The sequence below is a fragment of the Gemmobacter aquatilis genome, assembly GCF_900110025.1.
GTDB classification, from domain to species: Bacteria; Pseudomonadota; Alphaproteobacteria; order Rhodobacterales; family Rhodobacteraceae; genus Gemmobacter; species Gemmobacter aquatilis.
On sequence record NZ_FOCE01000010.1, the window covers coordinates 83,330 to 104,363 of the forward strand.

Annotated in this window: 20 protein-coding genes; 9 read left to right on the forward strand and 11 right to left on the reverse strand. The window is 64.4% G+C overall.

Going from position 1 to position 21,034, the window contains the following annotated elements:
* Positions 1-50 precede the first annotated feature (50 nt).
* Positions 51-1,295: an Hsp70 family protein gene (locus BMX43_RS15615; protein ID WP_091303064.1), complete on the forward strand. Its 1,245-nt coding sequence runs from the start codon at positions 51-53 to the stop codon at positions 1,293-1,295.
* A gap of 12 nt (positions 1,296-1,307) precedes the next feature.
* Here BMX43_RS15615 and queF read toward each other — a convergent pair whose 3' ends face one another.
* From queF to BMX43_RS15650, 7 genes are all read right to left on the reverse strand, one after another.
* Positions 1,308-1,772 (reverse strand): preQ(1) synthase, encoded by a 465-nt coding sequence (gene queF / locus BMX43_RS15620; RefSeq protein ID WP_091303066.1) that lies wholly within the window; start codon positions 1,770-1,772, stop codon positions 1,308-1,310.
* Positions 1,773-1,981: 209 nt separating this feature from the next.
* Complete coding sequence (locus BMX43_RS15625) at positions 1,982-2,203, reverse strand: formate dehydrogenase subunit delta (RefSeq protein WP_091303068.1); 222 nt, start codon at positions 2,201-2,203, stop codon at positions 1,982-1,984.
* Entirely contained in the window at positions 2,193-3,002 is an 810-nt protein-coding gene (gene fdhD, locus BMX43_RS15630; protein WP_175482134.1) for a formate dehydrogenase accessory sulfurtransferase FdhD, read from the reverse strand. Before fdhD ends, BMX43_RS15625 begins: the two co-directional genes overlap by 11 nt.
* A complete protein-coding gene (fdhF, locus tag BMX43_RS15635; RefSeq protein ID WP_091303072.1) occupies positions 2,999-5,875 on the reverse strand; it encodes a formate dehydrogenase subunit alpha in 2,877 nt (958 codons plus the stop codon). The genes fdhD and fdhF overlap by 4 nt, the downstream gene beginning before the upstream one ends.
* The gene (locus BMX43_RS15640; protein ID WP_091303074.1) at positions 5,872-7,404 is read right to left on the reverse strand and encodes a formate dehydrogenase beta subunit; all 1,533 of its coding nucleotides are present in this window, start codon (positions 7,402-7,404) and stop codon (positions 5,872-5,874) included. Before BMX43_RS15640 ends, fdhF begins: the two co-directional genes overlap by 4 nt.
* Positions 7,404-7,871: a formate dehydrogenase subunit gamma gene (locus tag BMX43_RS15645; RefSeq protein WP_091303076.1), complete on the reverse strand. Its 468-nt coding sequence runs from the start codon at positions 7,869-7,871 to the stop codon at positions 7,404-7,406. Before BMX43_RS15645 ends, BMX43_RS15640 begins: the two co-directional genes overlap by 1 nt.
* An 85-nt stretch (positions 7,872-7,956) precedes the next feature.
* Positions 7,957-8,850: a LysR family transcriptional regulator gene (locus tag BMX43_RS15650; protein ID WP_091303078.1), complete on the reverse strand. Its 894-nt coding sequence runs from the start codon at positions 8,848-8,850 to the stop codon at positions 7,957-7,959.
* An 86-nt stretch (positions 8,851-8,936) separates the two neighbouring features.
* On the opposite strand from BMX43_RS15650, the gene BMX43_RS15655 reads away from it, so the two are divergent.
* From BMX43_RS15655 to BMX43_RS15675, 5 genes are all read left to right on the forward strand, one after another.
* Positions 8,937-9,737, forward strand: a complete 801-nt coding sequence (locus BMX43_RS15655) for a S49 family peptidase (RefSeq protein WP_091303080.1) — start codon at positions 8,937-8,939, stop codon at positions 9,735-9,737.
* 1 nt (position 9,738) lies between these two features.
* The gene (locus BMX43_RS15660; RefSeq protein WP_091303082.1) at positions 9,739-9,918 is read left to right on the forward strand and encodes a hypothetical protein; all 180 of its coding nucleotides are present in this window, start codon (positions 9,739-9,741) and stop codon (positions 9,916-9,918) included.
* A gap of 62 nt (positions 9,919-9,980) precedes the next feature.
* Positions 9,981-10,757: an SDR family oxidoreductase gene (locus BMX43_RS15665; protein WP_091303084.1), complete on the forward strand. Its 777-nt coding sequence runs from the start codon at positions 9,981-9,983 to the stop codon at positions 10,755-10,757.
* Between the two features lie 350 nt (positions 10,758-11,107).
* On the forward strand, positions 11,108-12,952 hold the full coding sequence (gene uvrC / locus BMX43_RS15670) for an excinuclease ABC subunit UvrC (protein WP_091303159.1): 1,845 nt from the start codon (positions 11,108-11,110) through the stop codon (positions 12,950-12,952).
* A gap of 185 nt (positions 12,953-13,137) precedes the next feature.
* Positions 13,138-13,344, forward strand: a complete 207-nt coding sequence (locus BMX43_RS15675; RefSeq protein WP_091303086.1) for a cold-shock protein — start codon at positions 13,138-13,140, stop codon at positions 13,342-13,344.
* A gap of 108 nt (positions 13,345-13,452) precedes the next feature.
* On the opposite strand, the gene BMX43_RS15680 is transcribed toward BMX43_RS15675, so the two are convergent.
* Both BMX43_RS15680 and mnmC2 read right to left on the reverse strand, forming a co-directional pair.
* Positions 13,453-14,352: a DMT family transporter gene (locus BMX43_RS15680; protein WP_091303088.1), complete on the reverse strand. Its 900-nt coding sequence runs from the start codon at positions 14,350-14,352 to the stop codon at positions 13,453-13,455.
* 40 nt (positions 14,353-14,392) lie between these two features.
* On the reverse strand, positions 14,393-15,067 hold the full coding sequence (gene mnmC2, locus BMX43_RS15685) for a tRNA (5-methylaminomethyl-2-thiouridine)(34)-methyltransferase MnmC2 (RefSeq protein WP_091303090.1): 675 nt from the start codon (positions 15,065-15,067) through the stop codon (positions 14,393-14,395).
* A 49-nt stretch (positions 15,068-15,116) separates the two neighbouring features.
* Between mnmC2 and BMX43_RS15690 the strand changes: the two genes are divergently transcribed.
* Positions 15,117-16,157: an NAD(P)/FAD-dependent oxidoreductase gene (locus tag BMX43_RS15690; RefSeq protein ID WP_091303092.1), complete on the forward strand. Its 1,041-nt coding sequence runs from the start codon at positions 15,117-15,119 to the stop codon at positions 16,155-16,157.
* 92 nt (positions 16,158-16,249) lie between these two features.
* On the opposite strand, the gene BMX43_RS15695 is transcribed toward BMX43_RS15690, so the two are convergent.
* Together BMX43_RS15695 and BMX43_RS15700 are read right to left on the reverse strand one after the other, a co-directional pair.
* The gene (locus BMX43_RS15695) at positions 16,250-16,855 is read right to left on the reverse strand and encodes an MlaC/ttg2D family ABC transporter substrate-binding protein (RefSeq protein ID WP_091303094.1); all 606 of its coding nucleotides are present in this window, start codon (positions 16,853-16,855) and stop codon (positions 16,250-16,252) included.
* Between the two features lies 1 nt (position 16,856).
* Positions 16,857-17,696, reverse strand: coding sequence for an MlaA family lipoprotein (locus tag BMX43_RS15700; RefSeq protein ID WP_245749495.1), 840 nt, complete (start codon positions 17,694-17,696; stop codon positions 16,857-16,859).
* 102 nt (positions 17,697-17,798) lie between these two features.
* Between BMX43_RS15700 and BMX43_RS15705 the strand changes: the two genes are divergently transcribed.
* Entirely contained in the window at positions 17,799-19,547 is a 1,749-nt protein-coding gene (locus BMX43_RS15705) for a type I secretion system permease/ATPase (protein ID WP_091303098.1), read from the forward strand.
* An 89-nt stretch (positions 19,548-19,636) separates the two neighbouring features.
* A complete protein-coding gene (locus tag BMX43_RS15710) occupies positions 19,637-20,989 on the forward strand; it encodes an HlyD family type I secretion periplasmic adaptor subunit (RefSeq protein WP_091303160.1) in 1,353 nt (450 codons plus the stop codon).
* Positions 20,990-21,034: the final 45 nt, after the last annotated feature.

Below are 21,034 nucleotides of genomic sequence, written 5' to 3' on the forward strand. Positions count from 1 at the left end.
GCGCCACGCGGCGCATTACGTCGGGCGTTCGGCGGAAAATGGAGAGGCAGATGCGAGCCTGCGGCATAGATTTCGGCACCTCGAATTCCACCGTGGGTGTGGCGGATGCACAAGGCGGGCGGCTGCTGGCTCTGGAGGGTGAGGCGCAAACCCTGCCCTCGGCGGTGTTCTGGCACGAGGACGGTGCGCCCGATTTCGGTCGTGCTGCGATTGCCGCCTATGTGGAGGGTGACGATGGCCGCCTGATGCGTGGGCTGAAAAGCACGCTCGGATCTTCGCTGATCGCCGAACGCACGCGAGTCGGCAACCGTGCCGTCAGCTTCCGCGAGGTGCTGGCGCGCTATATCGGCCATCTGCGCGCCCGGCTGATCGCCGCCGAAGGCCCGATCGAGGCGGTGGTGATGGGCCGCCCCGTGCATTTCGTCGATGACGACGCCGAGGCCGACGCCCGCGCCCAAGCCGTTCTGGCGGAAATCGCGCGCGAGGTCGGCTTTCGGGATGTGGAGTTCCAGTATGAACCCATCGCCGCCGCACTGCATTACGAGGCGGGGATTGCGGAGGAGGAACTGGTCCTGATCGTTGATATCGGCGGCGGCACCTCGGACGTGTCGCTGGTGCGGGTCGGGCCTATGCGGCGACAGCGGGCCGACCGCGCCTCCGACATTCTGGGCAATGACGGTATCCGCGTCGGCGGCACCGATTTTGACCGGCTGCTGAGCCTTGCCGAAGTGATGCCACATCTGGGTTTCGGCGCGGCCACCAAAGGCGGCACCGGCACCATGCCGCGGCACTATTTCCTTGATCTGGCGACCTGGCACCGGATCAACTTCCTGTACACCCAAAACACCACCGCCGACCTGAAGGCCCTGCGCCACGAGGCTGACCGGCCCGAACTGATCGACCGGCTAGCGCAGGTTATCGCGGGCCGCAAGGGCCATGCCGTGGCGATGGAGGTCGAAGCCGCGAAGATCGCGCTGTCCGAAACCGAGGTGACCCGGCTCACCCTTGCCGGGCTGACTGGTGGACCGAACCCGCTGGCGAAACGGGAACGGTTCGAAGAGGCGGTCGAGGCGCCGCTGGCCCGGATCGGCACTTTGCTGCGCGCGGTGCTGGCGCAGGGCGGGGTGACCGCCGATCAGGTCGGCACGGTGTTCCTGACCGGCGGGTCAAGCCAGCTTCCGGTGCTGCAAGCCGTGGTCCGCGACGTTCTGCCCGGCGTGCGACTGGCCAGCGGCGACATGTTGGGCAGCGTCGGCACCGGGCTGGCGCTGGATGCCGCCCGGCGCCTCGGCTGAACCCGGCGGACCTTAGCCCCGGCCGCGATAGGGGGGCACGCCCTGATCGGGGATCCAGACATCGGCCGGTGCAGCACCGCTTTGCCAGAACACGTCGATCGGGATCCCGCCACGCGGATACCAATAGCCCCCGATCCGCAACCATTCCGGCTGCAGCAGATCGACCAGCCGCCGGGCAATGGATACGGTGCAATCTTCGTGAAAGGCCCCGTGGTTGCGGAACGAGAACAGGAACAGCTTGAGCGACTTGCTTTCCACCAGCCAGTCGCGCGGGATATAGTCGATCACCAGATGTGCGAAATCCGGCTGGCCGGTCATCGGACACAGCGAGGTGAATTCGGGTGCGGTGAAACGCACCACATACCGCTGTCCCGCTTGCGGATTGGCCACCTTTTCCAGCACCGCCGCTTCCGGCGAAGCGGGCATGGAGGTCGGGCTGCCAAGTTGCTGCAGGCCGGAATAGATTGTCTCACTCATGGAAATGCCCTCGGTCAGGGCCTCCGCGCCGCACTTTGATCCTTGTTTTAACCGGGTAGGCTGCGACCGGAGGCAGGTTTGCCTTCGATCAGCCGTACCAGCAGTGCCCCCACCTGACAACCGTCGCCGGGGGCGGAGACAAGCAGCCAAAGGCTGCGCAGGCGACCTGAAAGGCTTGCGCGCGCCAGCGCGCTCCGTTTGGTGGCGGGTCAGGCGGCGGCGGGGCGGCGGATCTGGCTGGCGGCTTCCATCACCAACGGGCGCAGGCCGTCTCCACCGTGATCGATCAGGTCGAACAATTGGCGGCGCATCCGCGGTTCCCAGAAATCATTGATATGCCCGGCAAGCCCGGACACCCCTTCGGCATGTGGTTTGCTTTCCATGAACCGGGCGATCTGGTTGGCCATGGTGACGAGTTTCTCATGCGACATGGGCGGCCTCTGACGATGCGATACGGTGGGGATGGGTGAAACATTCGAACCCGTCGGGGCGGGCCAAAGCGATGAGGGTGAGACCAGCGGCTTCGGCGGCATCCACAGCTGTAGCAGTGGGGGCCGAAACCGCGATCAGCACCGGCGCGCCGAAGACACAAGCCTTTTGCACCATGTCGATCGAGGTGCGGCAGGTCAGCACCAGCGCCCCCGGCCCGCGCGGCGTGCGGATCAGGCTGCCGATCAGCTTGTCGAGCGCGTTGTGCCGACCGACATCCTCGCGCGCCGCCACAATCGCCCCAGCGGTCCAGAATGCAGCGCAATGGGCGGCGCGGGTGGCATCGTGCAGTGGCTGATGCGCGGGCAGATCGGCCACCGCCTGCATCACCTGCGCAGGCGTCAGGGCAAAATCCGACGGCGCGATCGGTCGTGGCAGGCGCAGCGCCTCTTCCAGACTGTCGATGCCGCACAGGCCGCAGCCGACTGGCCCGGCCATGCTGCGCCGACGCTTTGCCTGCCGGGCCGCTGCGGCTTCGGTCAACCAGATCTGCAGGTCGATACCCTGCGCCGTCTCCACCACGTCAACGCTTGCGATCTCGTCCGGCGTCGCGATGCCTTCGGTCAACGAAAAGCCATAGGCGAAATCCACCAGATCCGCCGGGGTCGCCATCATGACCGCATGGGTGGAGCCGTTATAGCTCAGCGCCACTGCCACCTCGGCGGGCAGCACCCGGCTGCCCGCGCGCAGGGCGCCTGCCTGAAACGACAGACGCGGCAGGGGGCGCCGGGTCTCCATCACTCTGCCGCCGCGATCCGGCGCGAGAGGGTGGCCTGCGCCTCGTATTGCTCCTGCCATTCCGACGGGCCGTTGGAGGGGCTGACCTGCACCGCCGTCACCTTGTATTCTGGGCAGTTGGTCGCCCAATCCGAGAAATCGGTGGTGATGACATTGGCCTGCGTCGTCGGGTGGTGGAAGGTCGTGTAGACCACGCCTGGCGACACCCGGTCGGTGATCTGTGCCCGCAGCGTGGTTTCGCCCGAGCGCGAGGCGAGCCGCACCCAATCGCCATCCCGGATACCGCGGTTTTCGGCATCATGCGGGTGAACCTCGAGCACGTCTTCCGGGTGCCAGACCACGTTCTCGGTGCGCCTTGTCTGCGCGCCGACGTTATACTGGCTGAGAATGCGCCCGGTGGTCAGCAAGAGCGGGAAGCGCGGGCCGGTCTTTTCATCCGTCGCCACATATTCGGTGCGGATGAACTTGCCCTTGCCGCGCACGAAACCGTCGATATGCATCAGCGGCGTGCCCTCGGGCGCCTTTTCGTTGCAGGGCCACTGGACCGAGCCCATCGTCTCCAGCTTTTCATAGCTCACCCCGGCGAAGCTGGGGGTCAGCAGCGCGATTTCGTCCATGATCTGGCTGGGATGGGTATAGCCCCAGCCCGCACCCATGGCATTGGCGAAAAGCTGGGTCACCTCCCAGTCGGCATAGCCCTGTTTCGGCGCCATCACCTTGCGCACGCGGTTGATGCGGCGTTCGGCATTGGTGAAGGTGCCGTCCTTTTCAAGGAAGGACGAACCGGGGAAGAACACGTGCGCATAATTGGCGGTCTCGTTCAGGAACAGGTCATGGACGATGACACATTCCATCGCCGCCAGACCCGCCGCGACGTGTTTGGTATCAGGGTCGGATTGCAGGATGTCTTCACCCTGGCAATACAGGCCCTTGAAGGTGCCCTCCACCGCCGCATCCAGCATGTTGGGGATGCGCAGACCGGGTTCATTGTCGATCTTGGTGCCCCAGACCTTTTCGAACACCGCGCGCACGTCATCGTTTTTCACATGGCGATAGCCGGGCAGCTCATGCGGGAACGACCCCATGTCGCATGATCCCTGCACGTTGTTCTGGCCGCGCAACGGGTTCACCCCCACGCCGGGCCGACCGATATTGCCGGTCAGCATGGCAAGGTTGGCAATGCCGATCACGGTGGTCGAACCTTGGCTGTGTTCGGTCACGCCCAGCCCGTAATAGATCGCGCCATTGCCGCCCTTGGCGAACAGCCGCGCCGCTGCGCGCAGTTCCTCCGGCGGCACACCGGTCAGCAGATGGGTGGCCTCGGGGCTGTGTTTCGGATCGGCCACGAACTCGGCATAGTCCTGGAACTCGTCCCAGTCGCAGCGGCTGCGGATGAAGTCTTCATCCATCAGCCCTTCGGTCACGATCACATGCGCAAGTGCTGTGACCACGGCGACATTGGTGCCGGGGGTCAGGGCGAGGTGATGGGCGGCGCGGATATGCGGGCTTTCGACCATCTCGGTCCGGCGCGGGTCGATCACGATCAGTTGCGCGCCCTGCCGCAGGCGTTTCTTCAGGCGGCTGGCAAAGACCGGGTGCCCCGAGACCGGGTTGGCGCCGATCACGATCACCACATCGGTTTCCTCGACCGAGTCGAAATCCTGCGTGCCAGCTGAGGTGCCAAAGGTCTGGCCAAGGCCATAGCCGGTGGGCGAATGGCAGACGCGGGCGCAGGTGTCCGTGTTGTTGTTGCCCCAGACCGCGCGAGTCAGCTTTTGCACCAGATAGGCTTCTTCATTGGTGCAGCGGCTGGAGGTGATGACGCCGACAGACTGGCGGCCATATTTCTCCTGAATGCCCTTCATCCGGTTCGCGGCAAACTCCATCGCCTCGGGCCAGCTCACCTCTTGCCAGGGGTCGTTGATGCTGTCGCGGATCATCGGGTGCAGGATGCGGTCCTTGTGGCTGGCATAGCCATAGGCGAAACGGCCCTTCACGCAGCTATGGCCGCGATTGGCCTTGCCGTGCTTGTAAGGCACCATCCGCACCAGCTCGTCCCCACGCATTTCGGCCTTGAACTGGCAGCCGACGCCGCAATAGGCGCAGGTGGTCAGGATCGCGCGTTCGGGCGTGCCGATCTCGATCACCGATTTCTCTTGCAGGGTCGCAGTCGGACACGCCTGCACGCAGGCGCCGCAGGACACGCAATCCGACGACAGGAAATTGTCTTCCGCCATGCCTGCCGACACGCGGCTGTCAAACCCCCGGCCCGAAATGGTCAGCGCGAAGGTGCCCTGCACTTCCTCGCAGGCCCGCACACAGCGGTTGCAGACGATGCATTTGGCCGGATCATAGCTGAAATACGGGTTGCTGTCGTCTTTTGGCAGGTATTGCGGATTGGCGGCGCCAGAATTGTCCTTGGCACGGAAATGGGTATCCACCGCCTCATAGCGCACATCGCGCAGGCCCACGGCACCCGCCATATCCTGCAGCTCACAATCGCCATTGGCGGAACAGGTCAGGCAATCCAGCGGGTGATCCGAAATATAAAGCTCCATCACCCCACGACGCAGCTGTTTCAGCTTGCTGTTCTGGGTGTGGACCTTGATCCCCGCCGCAACCGGCGTGGTGCAAGAAGCCGGGGTGCCATTGCGCCCTTCGATTTCCACCAGACACAAGCGGCACGACCCGAAAGCGTCCATGTTGTCAGAGGCGCAGAGCTTCGGCACGGTAATGCCCAGTTCCGCCGCCGCGCGCATGATCGAGGTGCCCTCGGGCACCGTCACGTCAAACCCGTCGATATTCAACGTGACCATGGTTTTCGATTTGGCCGCCGGGGTGCCGAAATCGCGGTCGGGGATGATGAAGTCTTTCATTCGGCGGCCTCCTTGTGGGTCGCGGTGAAATCATCGGGGAAATGGGTCAGGGCGGACATGACCGGATAGGGGGTGAAGCCCCCCAGAGCGCAAAGCGAGCCGGATTTCATCGTCTCGCACAGGTCGGTCAGCAGCGGAATGGCCGCCGCATCGCCGCGTGCGATACGGTCCACCGTTTCGACGCCGCGCACCGCGCCGATGCGGCAGGGGGTGCATTTGCCGCAGCTTTCGATGGCGCAGAATTCCATGGCGAAGCGGGCCTGTTTCAGCATGTCGGCGCTGTCGTCGAACACCACGATGCCGGCATGGCCGATCAGCCCGCCCTGCCCGGCATACTCTTCGTAGCCGAAGGGGGTGGCGAACAGCGCGCGCGGGAAATAGGCACCCAAAGGCCCGCCCACCTGCACCGCCTTGACCGGACGGCCCGAGGCGGTGCCCCCCGCCAGATCATCGACGATCTCGCCAAGGCTCATGCCGAAGGCCGCCTCGAACAGCCCGCCGCGTGCCACATTGCCCGCGATCTGCAAAGGGATCGTGCCGCGTGACCGGCCGATTCCCAGCGCCGCATAAGTGGCGGCGCCGCGTTCAAAGATCACCGGCACGGTGGCCAGCGAAATCACGTTATTGACCACGGTCGGCTTGCCCAGAAAGCCTTCCAGCGCAGGGAGCGGGGGCTTGGCGCGCACCACGCCGCGCTTGCCTTCCAGCGAGTTCAGCAGCGCGGTTTCTTCGCCGCAGACATAGGCACCGGCGCCCACCCGCAGCTCCAGGTCAAAGGCATGGGCAGACCCAAGCACCGAAGGCCCGATCACCCCTGCCGCCCGGGCGAGGGCAATGGCCTCGCGCATCGTGGCATTGGCATCGGGATATTCGGACCGGGAATAGATGTAACCGCGCGTCGCGCCACAGGCGAGACCGGCAATCACCATGCCTTCGATCAGCGTGTAGGGGTCGCCCTCCATCAGCATCCGGTCGGCAAATGTGCCGCTGTCGCCTTCGTCGGCATTACAGACGATGTATTTCTGGTCGGCCTTGGCCTGTCGCACGGTGTCCCATTTGATGCCGGTCGGGAAACCCGCACCGCCGCGCCCGCGCAGGCCCGAGGCTTTCACCTCGTCCACCATAGCTGCGCCGGTCATGCTCAGGGCGCGTTCCAGCCCTTTGAGGCCACCATGGGCGCGATAGTCGTCAAGGTTCAGTGGATCAATCACGCCACAACGGGCAAAGGTCAGCCGCGTCTGCGCCTTCATCCATGGCAGATCTTCGGTCGGCCCCAGCGCCTTCGGATGGTCCTGCCAGCCCGCTTCGAACAGCGCGGGCACGTCCTTGGCGCAGACCGGGCCAAAGGCCACACGCCCCGTCGCGGTTTCCACCTCGACGAGCGGTTCCAGCCAGACCATGCCGCGCGTGCCATTGCGGATGACGGTCACATTCAGACCCCGGCGCGCGGCCTCGGCCTGAATGGCGGCGGCAACGGCATCGGCACCCAGCGCCTTGGCGGCAGCGTCGCGGGGGACGTAGATCTTCATCAGCGCACCTCTTCCAGCAGGCTGTCCAGCCGCGCTTCATCCACCCGGCCCACCACGCGCCCATCCACCATCGCGGCGGGCGCACAGGCGCACAGGCCCAGACAGAACACCGGCTCCAGCGTCACGGCGCCGTCTTTCGTCGTCTCGTGCCATTCGATCCCCAACGCCTTGCGCGCATGATCCGCCACGCGGTCCGCCCCCATCGACTGGCACGCCTCGGCGCGGCACAGTTTCAGCACATGCCGCCCCGCCGGTGCTTCGCGGAAATCGTGGTAGAAGCTCATCACCCCATGCACTTCGGCGCGAGACAGGTTCAGGTTCTGCGCGATCAGCGGCAGGCTGGCTTGCGGCACATGGCCGAACGCCTCCTGAATGGCGTGGAGAATGGGCAGAAGCGGCCCTTCCATCCCCTGATGCGCGTCGAGAATCTCCTCGACCCGCGCGATGATGGCGGCATCATTCTGCATGGCTGACCTCCGGTTGGCTTGAACGGGTAATACGCCGATCAATAGGCGGATCAATATTGAAAACCCGTCACCCGATAGAGGATGTCTATCGCACAGAATCCTCTGCCACCCGCCGTGCCGCATCCAGAAGGGCTGTGATCAGGGGCGTCGCCGGGTCGCGCTGCGCGGCGATGAGCCCCACCAGATGCTCGACCTCTGGCCCGAGGATCGGGATCGCTTTCAGCCGCCCCGATTGCACGAACAGATCCGCCAGCTTTTTGGGTAGCACCGATACCCATTGCCCGGTCATCACATGCGCCAACAGCGCGATGGTGGAGTTGGATTCGACCATGGGCAGGCCAGTCACCCCCGCCTCGGCCAGATGCTGGCTGACGATCCGGCGGTTCTGCATGTCGCCGGTCAGCAGGCACAGCGGCAAGCCTGCCAGATCTGCCCATGTCACCTCAGCGCGCGCCGCCAAGGGCGAGCCGGGGGCGCAGATCAGGCGGTAAAACTCGGAATACAGCGGCACCTGCGCCACGCGGCCCAGCGGTTCGTTGTCCAGATAGGTGATGCCCGCATCCAGATCCAGCCGCTCGATTCCCGCCAGAATCTCGACACTGGTGCGCGACAGGATGGTCACCCGCACATTGGGATGGCGGCGGGTGAACGGGGTCGTCAGATCCGAGATCATCGGCAGCGCGGTAGGGATGACCCCGATGCGCAGATTGCCCGCAAGCCCGGTGCGCAGCGCCCGCATCTCGTCGCGCAGCGCGCGGGTGTCGCCGACGATGCGGCGGGCCCGGTCCAGCACGCGCTGGCCTTCGGGGGTCAGCCCCTGAAAGCGCGAGCCGCGAAACACCAGTTGCACGCCCAACTGTTCTTCAAGCTGCTTGATCGCCGAAGACAGCGTGGGCTGCGTCACGCCGCAAACCTCGGCGGCGCGGCCAAAATGGCCCTCCTTGGCCAAGGCGATGAACATTTCCAGCTTGTCGATCATGGCGTTTCATCGCAGCAAAAGCCAAGCCGTGCAAGAAATGCGCGCAAGCCTTGTTCGGCACCGCCCGCCCCTCTACATCGGAAGGTATGACAATCCGCATCCCCTTCCTCAAGAAACCGCCGCTTGTGCCGGTGATCCGCCTGCAAGGCGCCATTGGCATAGGCGGGCGCTTCGGCGCGGGCCTGAACGACGCGGCGCTGGCGCCGCTGATCGAAAAGGCGTTTCGCATGAAACCTGTGGCCGTGGCGCTGGCGATCAACTCGCCCGGCGGTTCGGCGGCGCAATCCTCGCTGATCGCCGCGCGCATCCGCAGGCTGGCCGAGGAGAAGAAGGTTCCCGTTCACGCCTTTGTCGAGGATGTGGCGGCCTCGGGCGGCTATTGGCTGGCCTGCGCGGCGGATGACATCTGGGTGGATGAAACCTCGCTGGTCGGCTCCATCGGCGTGATCTTCGCCGGGTTCGGCTTTCACGAACTGATGCAGCGGCACGGGGTGGAACGCCGGGTGATCACGGCGGGCCGGTCGAAATCGCTCGCCGATCCGTTCCAGCCGGAAAAGCCCGAGGATGTGGCGCGGCTGAAAGCGCTGCAAACGCCGATCCATCAGGCCTTCATCGACCATGTGACTCGCCGCCGGGGCAGCCGACTGGCCACTGGCGCCGATCTGTTCAACGCCGACATCTGGGTCGGGCGGCAGGCGGTGGACCTGGGGCTGGCCGACGGGGTGGCGCATCTGATGCCGCGGCTTCAGGCGCTTTACGGCGCCAAGGTGAAGCCGGTGATGATGGGCCAGCGCCGTGGCCTAGTGCAGCGGTTGACCGGCGCTGCGGTTGAAGGCGCGCTGGCGGGGATCGAAGACAGGGCGGGCTTTGCCCGGTTCGGGCTGTAAGATGATGATCAAGGCCGTCACGTTGTTCCTGCTGATCATGGGCATCGCCGCTGTGGTGTTCAACTTCCGCACCACAGGCGGGCGCCGAAGGGTTGCCAAGCCGCAGACCTGCCCTAAATGCGGTCGGCACATCATCGGCTCCGGTCCTTGCCCTTGTGGGAAACCGGCAAAAAAGGGGTAAGGCGGCATGGCGCGGAATGCGGGCTTGGGCGCGGCAACGCGTAACGAAGGGCGGTTTGCCTGATGCGGGCGCTGGTGACGGGGGCTGGCAAGCGGCTGGGCCAAGCCATGGCGATCCATCTGGCAAGGCGCGGGTATGACGTGGCCGTGCATTATGCCGGTTCAGCCGAGGGCGCTGCAGACACCGTGGCGCAGATCACCGCGCTGGGGCGCCATGCCGTGGCGCTGCAGGCCGATCTGCTGCACGAGGATGCCACGGCAGACCTTGTGAGCCGCGCCGTTGCCGCGCTTGGCGGGCCGCTGACCGTGCTGGTGAACAACGCCTCGATCTTCGAATATGACACGCTGGCCAGCGCCACCCGGCAAAGCTGGGACCGGCATATGGAAAGCAACCTGCGCGCGCCCTTCGTGCTGACGCAGGCCTTTGCCGCGCAGGTGCCAGAGGCGGCGCGCGATGCGAGGGGCGAGCCGGTTGCCGCCGGGCTGATCATCAACATGATCGACCAGCGGGTGCAGAAACTGACGCCGGAATTCATGACCTACACGCTGGCCAAGATGGGGCTTTGGGCGCTGACACGCACCGCCGCGCAGGCGCTGGCACCGCGCATCCGCGTCAACGCCATAGGCCCCGGGCCGACCCTGCAGGGCGCCCGCCAAAGTGCAGACCATTTCGCCGGGCAGCGCCGCAACACCATTCTGGAACGCGGCGCCTCCCCCGCCGACATCTGCGCAGCACTGGCTTATTTTCTGGATGCTCCGGCCGTAACCGGGCAACTTTTGTGCGTGGATGGCGGCCAGCATCTGGGCTGGAAAACCCCCGACATCCTAGGTGTCGAATGACGCTGCGGAGGCAGGCCGCGACGAGTTGTCCACTTGCCGCCATTTCTTCACGAAACCGTTAAGATTCCTTAAGGTTTTCAGGTATTTGACAAGTGTGTAATTATTTTTCCTTAAAAATCATGTGGTTATTTTTAAGCCTATTTTTTAATCAGGTCGAGAAACACGTATGAAAACAAGGAAATTTTCCCCCGTTCCGGCTTTTCTCCGCAGACTTATCCACAGAAACAGTGGACAGCTTTCCTCTTGCTCTCGACCGGCTATCATTGCAGCGAAGAGCGGGAATCGATGACTCCGAAAAGGTGATTTTCGTGCAGGGTGACGCGCCAGAAACCGGCCCAGAAACCAGTCCGGTGAAGACCGGGCATGAGGTCATTCAGGATTACCTGAAAACGCTTGATGGGTCGCCCGGCGTCTATCGGATGATAAATGCGGCGAGTGAAGTGCTTTACGTCGGCAAGGCGCGCAACCTGCGGGCACGGGTGTCGAACTATGCCCGCCCCTCGGGGCATTCGGGGCGCATCGCGCGGATGATCCACGAAACTGCGTCGATGATGTTCCTGACCACGCGCACGGAAACCGAGGCGCTGTTGCTGGAACAGAACCTCATCAAGCAGCTGAAACCGCGCTACAACGTGCTGCTGCGCGATGACAAGAGCTTTCCCAATATCCTGATCCCGACAGGGCACCCGTTTCCGATGATCAAGAAGCATCGCGGCAAGCGGGCGGAAAAGGGCGCCTATTTCGGCCCCTTTGCCAGTGCGGGGGCGGTGACACGCACGCTCAACCAGTTGCAGCGGGTGTTCTTGCTGCGCACCTGCACCGATGCGGTATTTCAAAGCCGCACCCGCCCCTGCCTGCTGTTCCAGATCAAGCGCTGCGCCGGGCCCTGTGTCGGCAAGGTGACCGAGGCGGACTATGCTGGTCTCGTGGACGATGCGATGCGGTTTCTGGAGGGAAAGACGACCACGGTTCAGGCCGATCTGGCCCGCGCGATGTCCGATGCCTCGGACGCGATGGAGTTTGAACGTGCCGCCGCCCTGCGCGACCGGATCAAGGCCCTGACACAGGTGCAAAGCGCCCAAGGCATCAACCCGCGCGGCGTAGCCGAGGCGGATGTGGTTGCGCTGCATCTGGAAGGCGGGCAGGCCTGCGTGCAGGTGTTCTTCATCCGCGCGCATCAAAGCTGGGGCAACCGCGACTTCTATCCCAAGACCGGCGCCGGGGCCGAAGAGCCGGAGATCCTTGAGGCGTTCCTGAGCCAGTTCTATGACGACAAGGAACCGCCCCGGCTGATCCTGCTGTCGCACCCGGTGGAAAACGAGGATCTGGTGACGCAGCTTCTGTCAGACCGGGCCGGGCGCAAGGTGGAAATTGCCGTACCCCAGCGCGGCGAAAAGGCCGAACTGGTGGAAAACGCCGCGCGCAATGCCCGCGAAAGTCTGGCGCGCAAGATGGCCGAAAGCTCCACCCAGAACAAACTTCTGGCCGGTCTGGCCGAGGCTTTCGATCTGGACGCACCGCCGCAGCGGATCGAGGTCTATGACAACAGCCATATTCAGGGCGCCCATGCGGTGGGCGGCATGATCGTGGCCGGGGCCGAAGGCTTCCTGAAATCGCAATACCGCAAGTTCAATATCAAATCCGACGCTGGCGCCAACAGCGACGATTTCGGCATGATGAAAGAGGTGCTGACCCGTCGGTTCGAACGCCTGCTGAAAGAAGACCCGGAGCGCAAATCCGGCGCCTGGCCCGATCTTTTGCTGATCGACGGGGGCGCCGGGCAGGTCAGCGCCGTGGCCGAGATCATGGCCGAACTGGGCGTGGATGACATCGCCATGGTCGGTGTTGCCAAAGGGGTGGACCGCGATCACGGCAAGGAAGAATTTCACCGACCGGGCGAGCCGCCCTTTGCCCTGCGGATGAATGACCCGGTGCTGTATTTCGTGCAACGCCTGCGCGACGAAGCGCACCGCTGGGCCATTGGTGCCCACCGGGCCAAACGCGCAAAGACCACCACCGCCACGCCACTGGACGAGATCCCCGGCGTCGGCGCCACCCGCAAGCGGGCCTTGCTGCAACATTTCGGCAGCGCGAAAGCGGTGTCACGCGCAGGGGTCGAGGACCTTATGGCTGTCACCGGGATTTCCGAGGCGATGGCGCAGACCATTCATGATTTCTTCCACGAACGGGGCTAGGAAAACCGAACGGGGTTTATTTTGCCCACCCCCTTGCGCGAATCCGAAGGTGGGCATACATGGATCACAGCAAAGCATCTTCGTTCGACCTTCTGTCTCCTCGCGGCTTCAGTTGCTCTTTCTGACGACACTGAGCCGGGCCGTCGCGTGTTGTGGACGGCAATACAATACTAGGAGACATCACGATGGCTAATGGCACCGTGAAATGGTTCAACTCGACCAAAGGTTTCGGCTTCATCGCACCGGCGCAAGGCTCGAAGGACGTTTTCGTCCACATTTCGGCTCTGGAACGCGCTGGCATTCGTGAACTGGCTGATGGCCAAGCTGTGAGCTTCGACATCGAGCGCGACCGCAATGGCCGCGAATCGGCGACGAACCTCGTTCTCGCCTGATCTTCGATCAGTCGTAAGAATTGAAGGCGGGGATGACATCGGTCATCCCCGCCTTTTCTATTGCGCGCATGCGATCGGGCCACCCTGCCAGCCGGTCCACCCGTGCGTTCAGGCAGATGGCCCCAGCGCCCGGCGCGCCGCAACCCGCGCTCGCCACAGCGTGAACAGCGCCGCCGCCATGACGATAGCCGCCCCCAGCACCACATTCAGCCGCAGATCCTCGTTGAACACGGTCAGGCCCAGAATGGCGATGAACACCAGTTGCAGCAGCGCAAAAGGCTGAATGTCGCTGGCTTCGGCCACTTCATAGGCCTTGATCATCATGTAATGCGCCCCTGCCCCGGTCAGGCAAAGCAATAACATCCAGCCCCAATCCGGCGCCGTCATCGGTTGCCAGAACCACAGGCCAACCGGGGTGATTGCCACGGCCGCCACAAGCCCCGTCCACAAAAAGCTGGTCCCCGCCGTATCACCCTGCGCCACATAACGCGTCAGCAGGCCATAAAGCGCGAACATGAAGGCGGATAGCAGCGGCACCAGCGCCCAGGGTGAAAACACCGCCACACCCGGCTGCAGGATGATCAACACACCGACGAAGCCCACCCCGATCGCCAACCAGCGCCGCCAACCCACGCTTTCCCCCAGCACCGGCCCCGACAGCGCCGCCACCATCAACGGATAACAGACAAACACGGCATGCGACGCAATGAGCCCCAGCTTCACGAAAGCCAGAATCATGATGCAGACCTCGACGATCAGCAGCACCCCCCGCGTCAGCTGCAACCAAGGGTGGCGGGATCGCAGCTGCCCCCCAATCCCACCTGCACCACGCGCGGAAAGCGCCAGCGCAAAGGCTGCGAAGAACCAGAAGCGGATCATCACCACCATATAGACATTGTATTCCCCGGCCAGGTGGCGCGACACGCCATCCTGCAAGGCGAAGACCAGCGCCGTGGCCGACATCAGCAGGATGCCAAGGCCGGTATTCTGTCGGACGCGCGGGATCATGCTGCTTTTTCCTTGATGAACGGGCTCAAGTCAGGGCCAGTCAGGGCTGACGACGGCCCACGGTCATATGCCGCTTGCGCCCATGCCCCTGCACCCGCTCTACCTGAAACCCAGCCGCCTGCAAGGCCCGCCGCACCCCGCCCGCCGCCGTATAGGTGGCAAAGCTGCCCTGCGGCGCGGTATGCGCACCCACCTCGGCCATCAGCACATCTGACCACAGTTCCGGGTTCTTGGCGGGCGAGAAGCCGTCAAGGAACCACGCATCCGCCTGCCCCGGCCAGCCGGGCAAGGTGTCGCGTGCATCGCCCAGCACAACCTCTACCGCGATGCCCGGCAGATCAAAGCGCGTGGCGCCCTGCGCCCAGGCGGCCAGAAACGGCCCGGCCACCGCCTGCGCTTCAGGGAAATGCGCAAGCGCCCGCGCAATATCCTCCGCCCCCATCGGAAAAGCCTCGAAGCTCGTATAGCGCAGCACACCCGGCGCGCCCATCGCCGCCCACAACATCTGCACCGCCAGCAGGTTCAGCCCGGTACCGAAGCCCAGTTCCGCAATGTGAAAGCCGTCGCGCAGCCGGGCCGCCAGTTGGTTGCCCGCCAGAAACACATGCCGCGTTTCGGCCAGCCCGTCATTCAGGCTGAAATACGGGTCGTCGAAACGGGTGGAAACCGGGATCACCCCGTCGCGCCAATCCAGCGCGGCCCTCTGGTCTGCCATGGTGCTTTGTCCTAGTGAAGTGGCGCGAGACTGCGGAAAGGGCCGGGAAATGGCAAGGCACGAAGTCACGGTGCGCGGCGGCGGGATCTTCGGCCTCGCCTGCGCCTATACACTGGCGCGGCGCGGGGCACAGGTGCGCCTGATCGAGACGCAGCGCATCGGCGCAGGCGCCTCGGGCGGGCTGGTCGGCGCCCTGGCCCCGCATGTGCCCGAACAGTGGAACCCGAAGAAACAGTTCCAACTGGAAAGCCTGCTGATGGCCGAAGCGTTCTGGGCGGGGGTAAGCGCGGCCTCGGGCCTACACAGCGGCTATGCCCGGCTGGGTCGCCTGCAACCGCTTGTAGATGCGCAGGCCGTGGCAACCGCACAGGCGCGCAGCGCGTCGGCGCAGGGACTGTGGCAGGGTCAGGCACACTGGCACGTGATCCCCGCCACTTGCGCCGCATGGGAACCCGCCAGCCCCAGCGGCTTGCTGATCCACGACACGCTGTCGGCCCGCCTGCATCCGCGCATGGCCGCTGCGGCGCTGGCCGCCGCGATCACGGCCCTCGGTGGCGAGGTGGTGATCGGCGACGCGAAAGAACGCGGGCAGGTGCTGCACGCTACCGGCGCGGCAGGTTTGGCCGCCCTGTCCGATGCCTTGGGGCGCCCTGTCGGCGGTGGGCAGAAAGGGCAGGCCCTTGCGCTGCGCTTCGACGCCGCCAACCAGCCGCAACTCTATGTGGACAGCCTGCATATCGTGCCCCATGCCGACGGCAGCGTGGCCATCGGCTCCACCTCCGAGCGCGATTATACCGATCCGACCAGCACCGATGCCAGCCTTGATGCCCTGCATGCCCGCGCCATTGCCGCCCTGCCCTGCCTGCGCGATGCCCCGGTGATCGACCGCTGGGCCGGACTGCGCCCGCGTAGCCGCTCGCGCGCACCGATGCTTGGCGCCTGGCCCGGGCGGCCCGGCCATTTCATCGCCAATGGGGGCTTCAAGATCGGCTTCGGCATGGCTCCCAAGGTGGCCCAAGTGATGGCCGACCTGCTGCTGGAAAACCACGATACGATTCCGCAGGGATTCCGTGTCGAGGACAACCTCTGACCCGGCCTTTCATCTTGGCTCAAATATCCTCAGGGGGTGAATGTGCGCCTTGCGCACAGAGGGGGCGCGAGCGCCCCCTGTCTGACGCGGCCTCAGGCCGCGTTCAGGTCGCCGATCAGCGCCTTCAGATTGCCATTGCGCTTTTTCAACATCGCGCCGATCTCTTCCCGCTCCGACGCGAGCATGTTTACGCCTTCGATGATGATGTTGAAAAACAGATCGCGCCCCGATTTGTTCGACACATGCCAGCGCAGATCGAACGGCGCCTCGCCCTGCAGATGCGCGACCGAGATCACCTCGAAATAGCTTTTCAGCGGCTTGGCATCGACCACCTCGATCTTGCCGCCAATGAATTCGCGGAAGCGGCGACCGTATTTGCGGCTGATATAGCCCTGATAGGCCTTGGTGAAGGCGGCCATCTCGCTCGCCGAAGCCGAGCGTGCGGCCGGGCCGAGTGCCGAACGGGCAATGGCCGACACATCGGCATACCGCACAAAGATCCGCTCAAAATCACCAAACATCGCCGACTCCGACTTGCCGGAGTTGATGACCGTATTCACTTCGCCGATCGCCTTGTTGATCAGCGCCCGGGCCGATGCCAGATCCAGCGCCATGGCAGGCCCGGCAAGTGCAACACCCGCAGCCCCTGCAATCAGTGCCGCGCCAAAACCGCGCCGGGTGAAATCCAGATTGGCCATGTCATTCCTCGTAGGGATCAATGAAATCGTCGCCTCCGCTTGCGCTTTCTGCCGTCTGCCCCAACTCGAAATGCCGGTTCTGCAGATAGAGCAGCCGCGCCTGCGCATAGCTGTCAGCGCTGTCATATAGGACGGAATCAACCGTGGCGGAATAGCGGTCCCGATCACCAAGTTTTGAAGCGATCTTGAACCCCGTTGCATAGGTGCTTTCCGGTGGCTGAAGTGCGACACTCGCCGGGTTCAGCGCGAAATCGACGGCCGTGCCCACTGCGTCACGCATGGTCGAGGGGCCGAAGGCGGGCAGTTCCACATAGGGGCCTTCTCCCACGCCCCAGACATGCAGCGTCTCGCCAAAATCGGTCTTGTCCTGCGGCACACCAATCGGGGTGGCCGGATCAAACAGCCCCAAAACTCCGATGGTGGAGTTGATCAGGAAGCGGAACCCGTTCTGAACCACACGCTTGGGATTGCCCTGCAAGGCGCCATTGGCCATATCTGCCGGCAAATCAAGGTTCGAGGCGACGTTCGAGACTCCCTGCCGCACCGGCGCAGGCAGCAGGAATCCATATCCCTTGGCCGCCGGGCGGACCAAGTTCCGGTCCAGTGCTAGGTTGAACGCATGAATACTGCGGTTCGTACTCTCGAACGGATCATAAGGAGTCGCAGGCGGGGGCGGCGCAGCGCAGGCGGCCAGCCCCAGCACGGCAACCGCAAGCCCTGAAAAGGCCAGCGTTTTTTTTACCGGAAGCCGAAAATTCAATGGAAATGAGCGTGCCATCTGCCTAGTGTCCCGCGAAATGCACCGGCCAAGCACCGTTTTCCAGACCGGAAGGCAACCCATAAGGCGCCAGCCGGTTGAAGACAACCGCGAAGCGTGGCATCCCGGTGACGTTACGAACAAGGAATTGGTCTGTTTCGCCAGACGCCAAAGGAGTAGGCAGCAATGAGCCGGAATGAGGCGGGGTTGAATGTGGCCCCTGGTCTTGCGGAATTGCGCGCGGCCCGCCGCGACTCGCGCGGACTGATCCTGTCGGCCTTCGTGTTCAGCGTCGTCGTCAACATCCTGATGCTGACCGGCCCGCTCTACATGCTGCAGGTCTATGACCGGGTGTTGGGCAGCCGGTCCGAGGCGACACTGGTCGCGCTGTCGGTGCTGGTCGTGTTCCTGTTCCTCGCCATGGGGGTGCTGGATCACGCACGGGGCCGGGTCATGGCACGGGTTGGCGCGCATTTTCAGGCCAAGCTGGACCGCCGCGTGTTCGAGGCCGCCTTGCGCCGCAGTCAGGTCGCACCGTCCGATCCCGCCGCCACCGCCGCGCAGCGCGATCTGGAATCTGTGCAGCGGCTTTGGGCCTCGCCCGTGCTGCTGGCGCTGTTCGATATCCCATGGACCCCGCTGTTCATCGCCGCGATTTTCGTCTTTCACGCCTGGCTCGGCTATCTGGCGGTTATGGGCGGGGTGATCCTGATCGTGATGACCGTGCTGAACCAGCGCTTTACCAAGCTGCCGCTGATGCGCGCCAACAGCGCCACCATCACCGCCGAACGCATGTCGGACAACCTGAAAGCCGAGGCCGAGGTGGTGCAGGCGCTGGGGATGCAATCCGCCGGCTTTGATCGCTGGCAGCGCGCACGCAGCGCCGCTTTGGCCGAAAGCCTGTCGGCCACCGATCTGGGCGGTACCTTCTCGGTGCTGACCAAGACCTTCCGCATGTTCCTGCAATCCGCCATGCTGGGCCTTGGCGCCCTTCTGGTGCTCAAGGGCGAACTGTCGGCGGGCGCCATGATCGCCGGTTCCATCCTGATGGGCCGCGCGCTGTCCCCGATCGAGATGGCGGTGGGCCAATGGGCCGTGGTGCAGCGGGCGCAGGAAGGCTGGGCCCGGTTGTCCGAACTGTTCACCCGCGTCCCGCAGGAACCGCCCCGCACCCAGTTGCCCCGCCCCAAGGCGGATCTGGAGGCGCAGAACCTGACGGTCGTGCCGCCGGGCGAAAGCTATGCCACGCTGCGCATGATCAATTTCCGCATGCAGCCGGGGCAGGCGCTTGGCGTCATCGGGCCTTCGGGTTCCGGCAAATCCACGCTGGCCCGCGCCCTGATCGGCTCCTGGAAACCGGCAGGCGGCAAGGTGCGGCTCGATGGTGCCTCGCTCGACCAATACGACCCCGATGTGCTGGGCAGCTATGTGGGCTACCTGCCGCAGCGTGTGACCCTGTTCGAAGGCACCATTGCCGAAAACATCGCCCGCCTGCAGGGCAAGCCTGACGGGCTGAAGGTGGTCGAGGCCGCCAAGAAAGCCGCCGCCCATGACATGATCGTCAAACTGCCCGATGGCTATGACACCCGTGTTTCAGCCCTTGGCGGGCGGCTGTCCGGCGGTCAGATCCAGCGCATCGGCTTGGCCCGCGCCATGTATGGCGATCCGGTCATGATGGTGCTGGACGAGCCCAACTCCAACCTTGACAACGAAGGTTCCGTCGCGCTGAACGTTGCGATCCGCGCGATGAAAGAAGCGGGCTGCGCCATTCTCATCATGGCCCACCGCCCCGCTGCCATTCAGGAATGTGATCTGCTCATGGTGATGGAGGAGGGCACCCGCCGCGCCTTCGGTCCCCGCGATCAGGTGCTGCGCGAGATGGTGAAAAACCATACCGATATCGTGAAGAACGCAGGCCCCGGAGGCGTGACATGAGCGACCCGATCCAGAACGACGGCAAGCAGGGCGAGGTTCTGCCCGCGCCCGCCGTCGAGCCCAAGCCGCCCGTCGCCGCCCGGCCCGACATGCCTCCTGCACGCGCCTCTGCCCCGCCCAGTCTAGCGCGCCCGGTAGATGCCGCAGCGCCGCCCGCACAATCCGCGCGCCGCTTCCTCATCCTCGGCTTCGGGATGCTGGCCATCCTGCTTGGCGGCTTTGGCATCTGGAGCGTGACAACCCAGATCTCGGGCGCCGTGGTGGCTTCGGGCCAGATCGAGGTCGAACAGCATCGCCAGATCGTGCAGCACCCCGACGGCGGGGTGGTGGAACAGATCGCGGTGCAGGATGGCGACACGGTGAAGGCTGGCGACCTGCTGATCAAGCTTGATGGCAGTATTCTGGCCTCTGAACTGGCCATTGTCGAAGGCCAGCTTTACGAAATTCAGGCCCGCCGCGCCCGCCTCGCCGCCGAACGTGACGATGCGACCAGCATCACCTTCCCGCCAGAACTGCTGGCGCTTGGCAAGGCCCGCCCGGAAGTTGCAGAACAGATCGAGGGGCAAATTCACCTGTTCGAAGCCCGCGCCGACACGCTGTCCAAGCAAACCGCCCAACTGGGAGAGCGCAAAGCCCAGACCCGCAGCCAGATCGACGGCATCACCGCGCAGAGCATCGCGCTGGATTCGCAGCTCTCGCTGATCCTTGAAGAACTGGCTGACCAGAAATCCCTGCTCGACAAGGGGCTAGCCCAAGCCAGCCGCGTGCTTGCCCTGCAGCGCGAAGAGGCACGGCTGCGCGGGCAGGTAGGCGAGTTGATCGCCAGCAAGGCACAGGCCGAAGAAAGCATTTCCGAGATCGAACTGGAAATTCTGCGCCTGCAGGCCACACGCCGCGAAGAAGCCAACAGCCAGTTACGCGACCTTGGCTATCAGGAACTGGAACTGGCCGAACGCCGCCGCGCCCTTGTGGAGCGCATCGCCCGGCTGGAAATCCGTGCCCCGGTTTCTGGCATCGTGCTGGGCCTGCAGGTCACCACCCCACGCTCGGTGCTGCGCCCGGCCGATCCCGTGCTCTACCTCATCCCGCAAGATCGCCCGCTGGTCATCGCCGCCCAGGTCTCGCCGCTGCATGTGGACGAGGTTTATGCCGGGCAAGAGGCACGTGTGCATTTCGCTTCCTTCTCTTCGCGCACTACACCCGAGTTGATGGGCCGGGTCGCCGTGGTCTCGGCGGATGCGCTGCAGGATCAGAAATCGCAGGTTTCCTACTATCGCGCCGAAGTCGTGCTGGAGCAGGGGGAATTGCAAAAGTTGGACGGGCTTGTGCTGCTGCCCGGGATGCCGGTCGAGGTCTTCATCAAGACAGGCGACCGCACACCACTGGCCTATCTGGTGAAACCCTTCACCGATTACTTCGCCAAGGCATTTCGTGAAAACTGAGGTCGCGTTGCGACGACACGCTGTCGGGGGCGGCCTTGCCGCCCC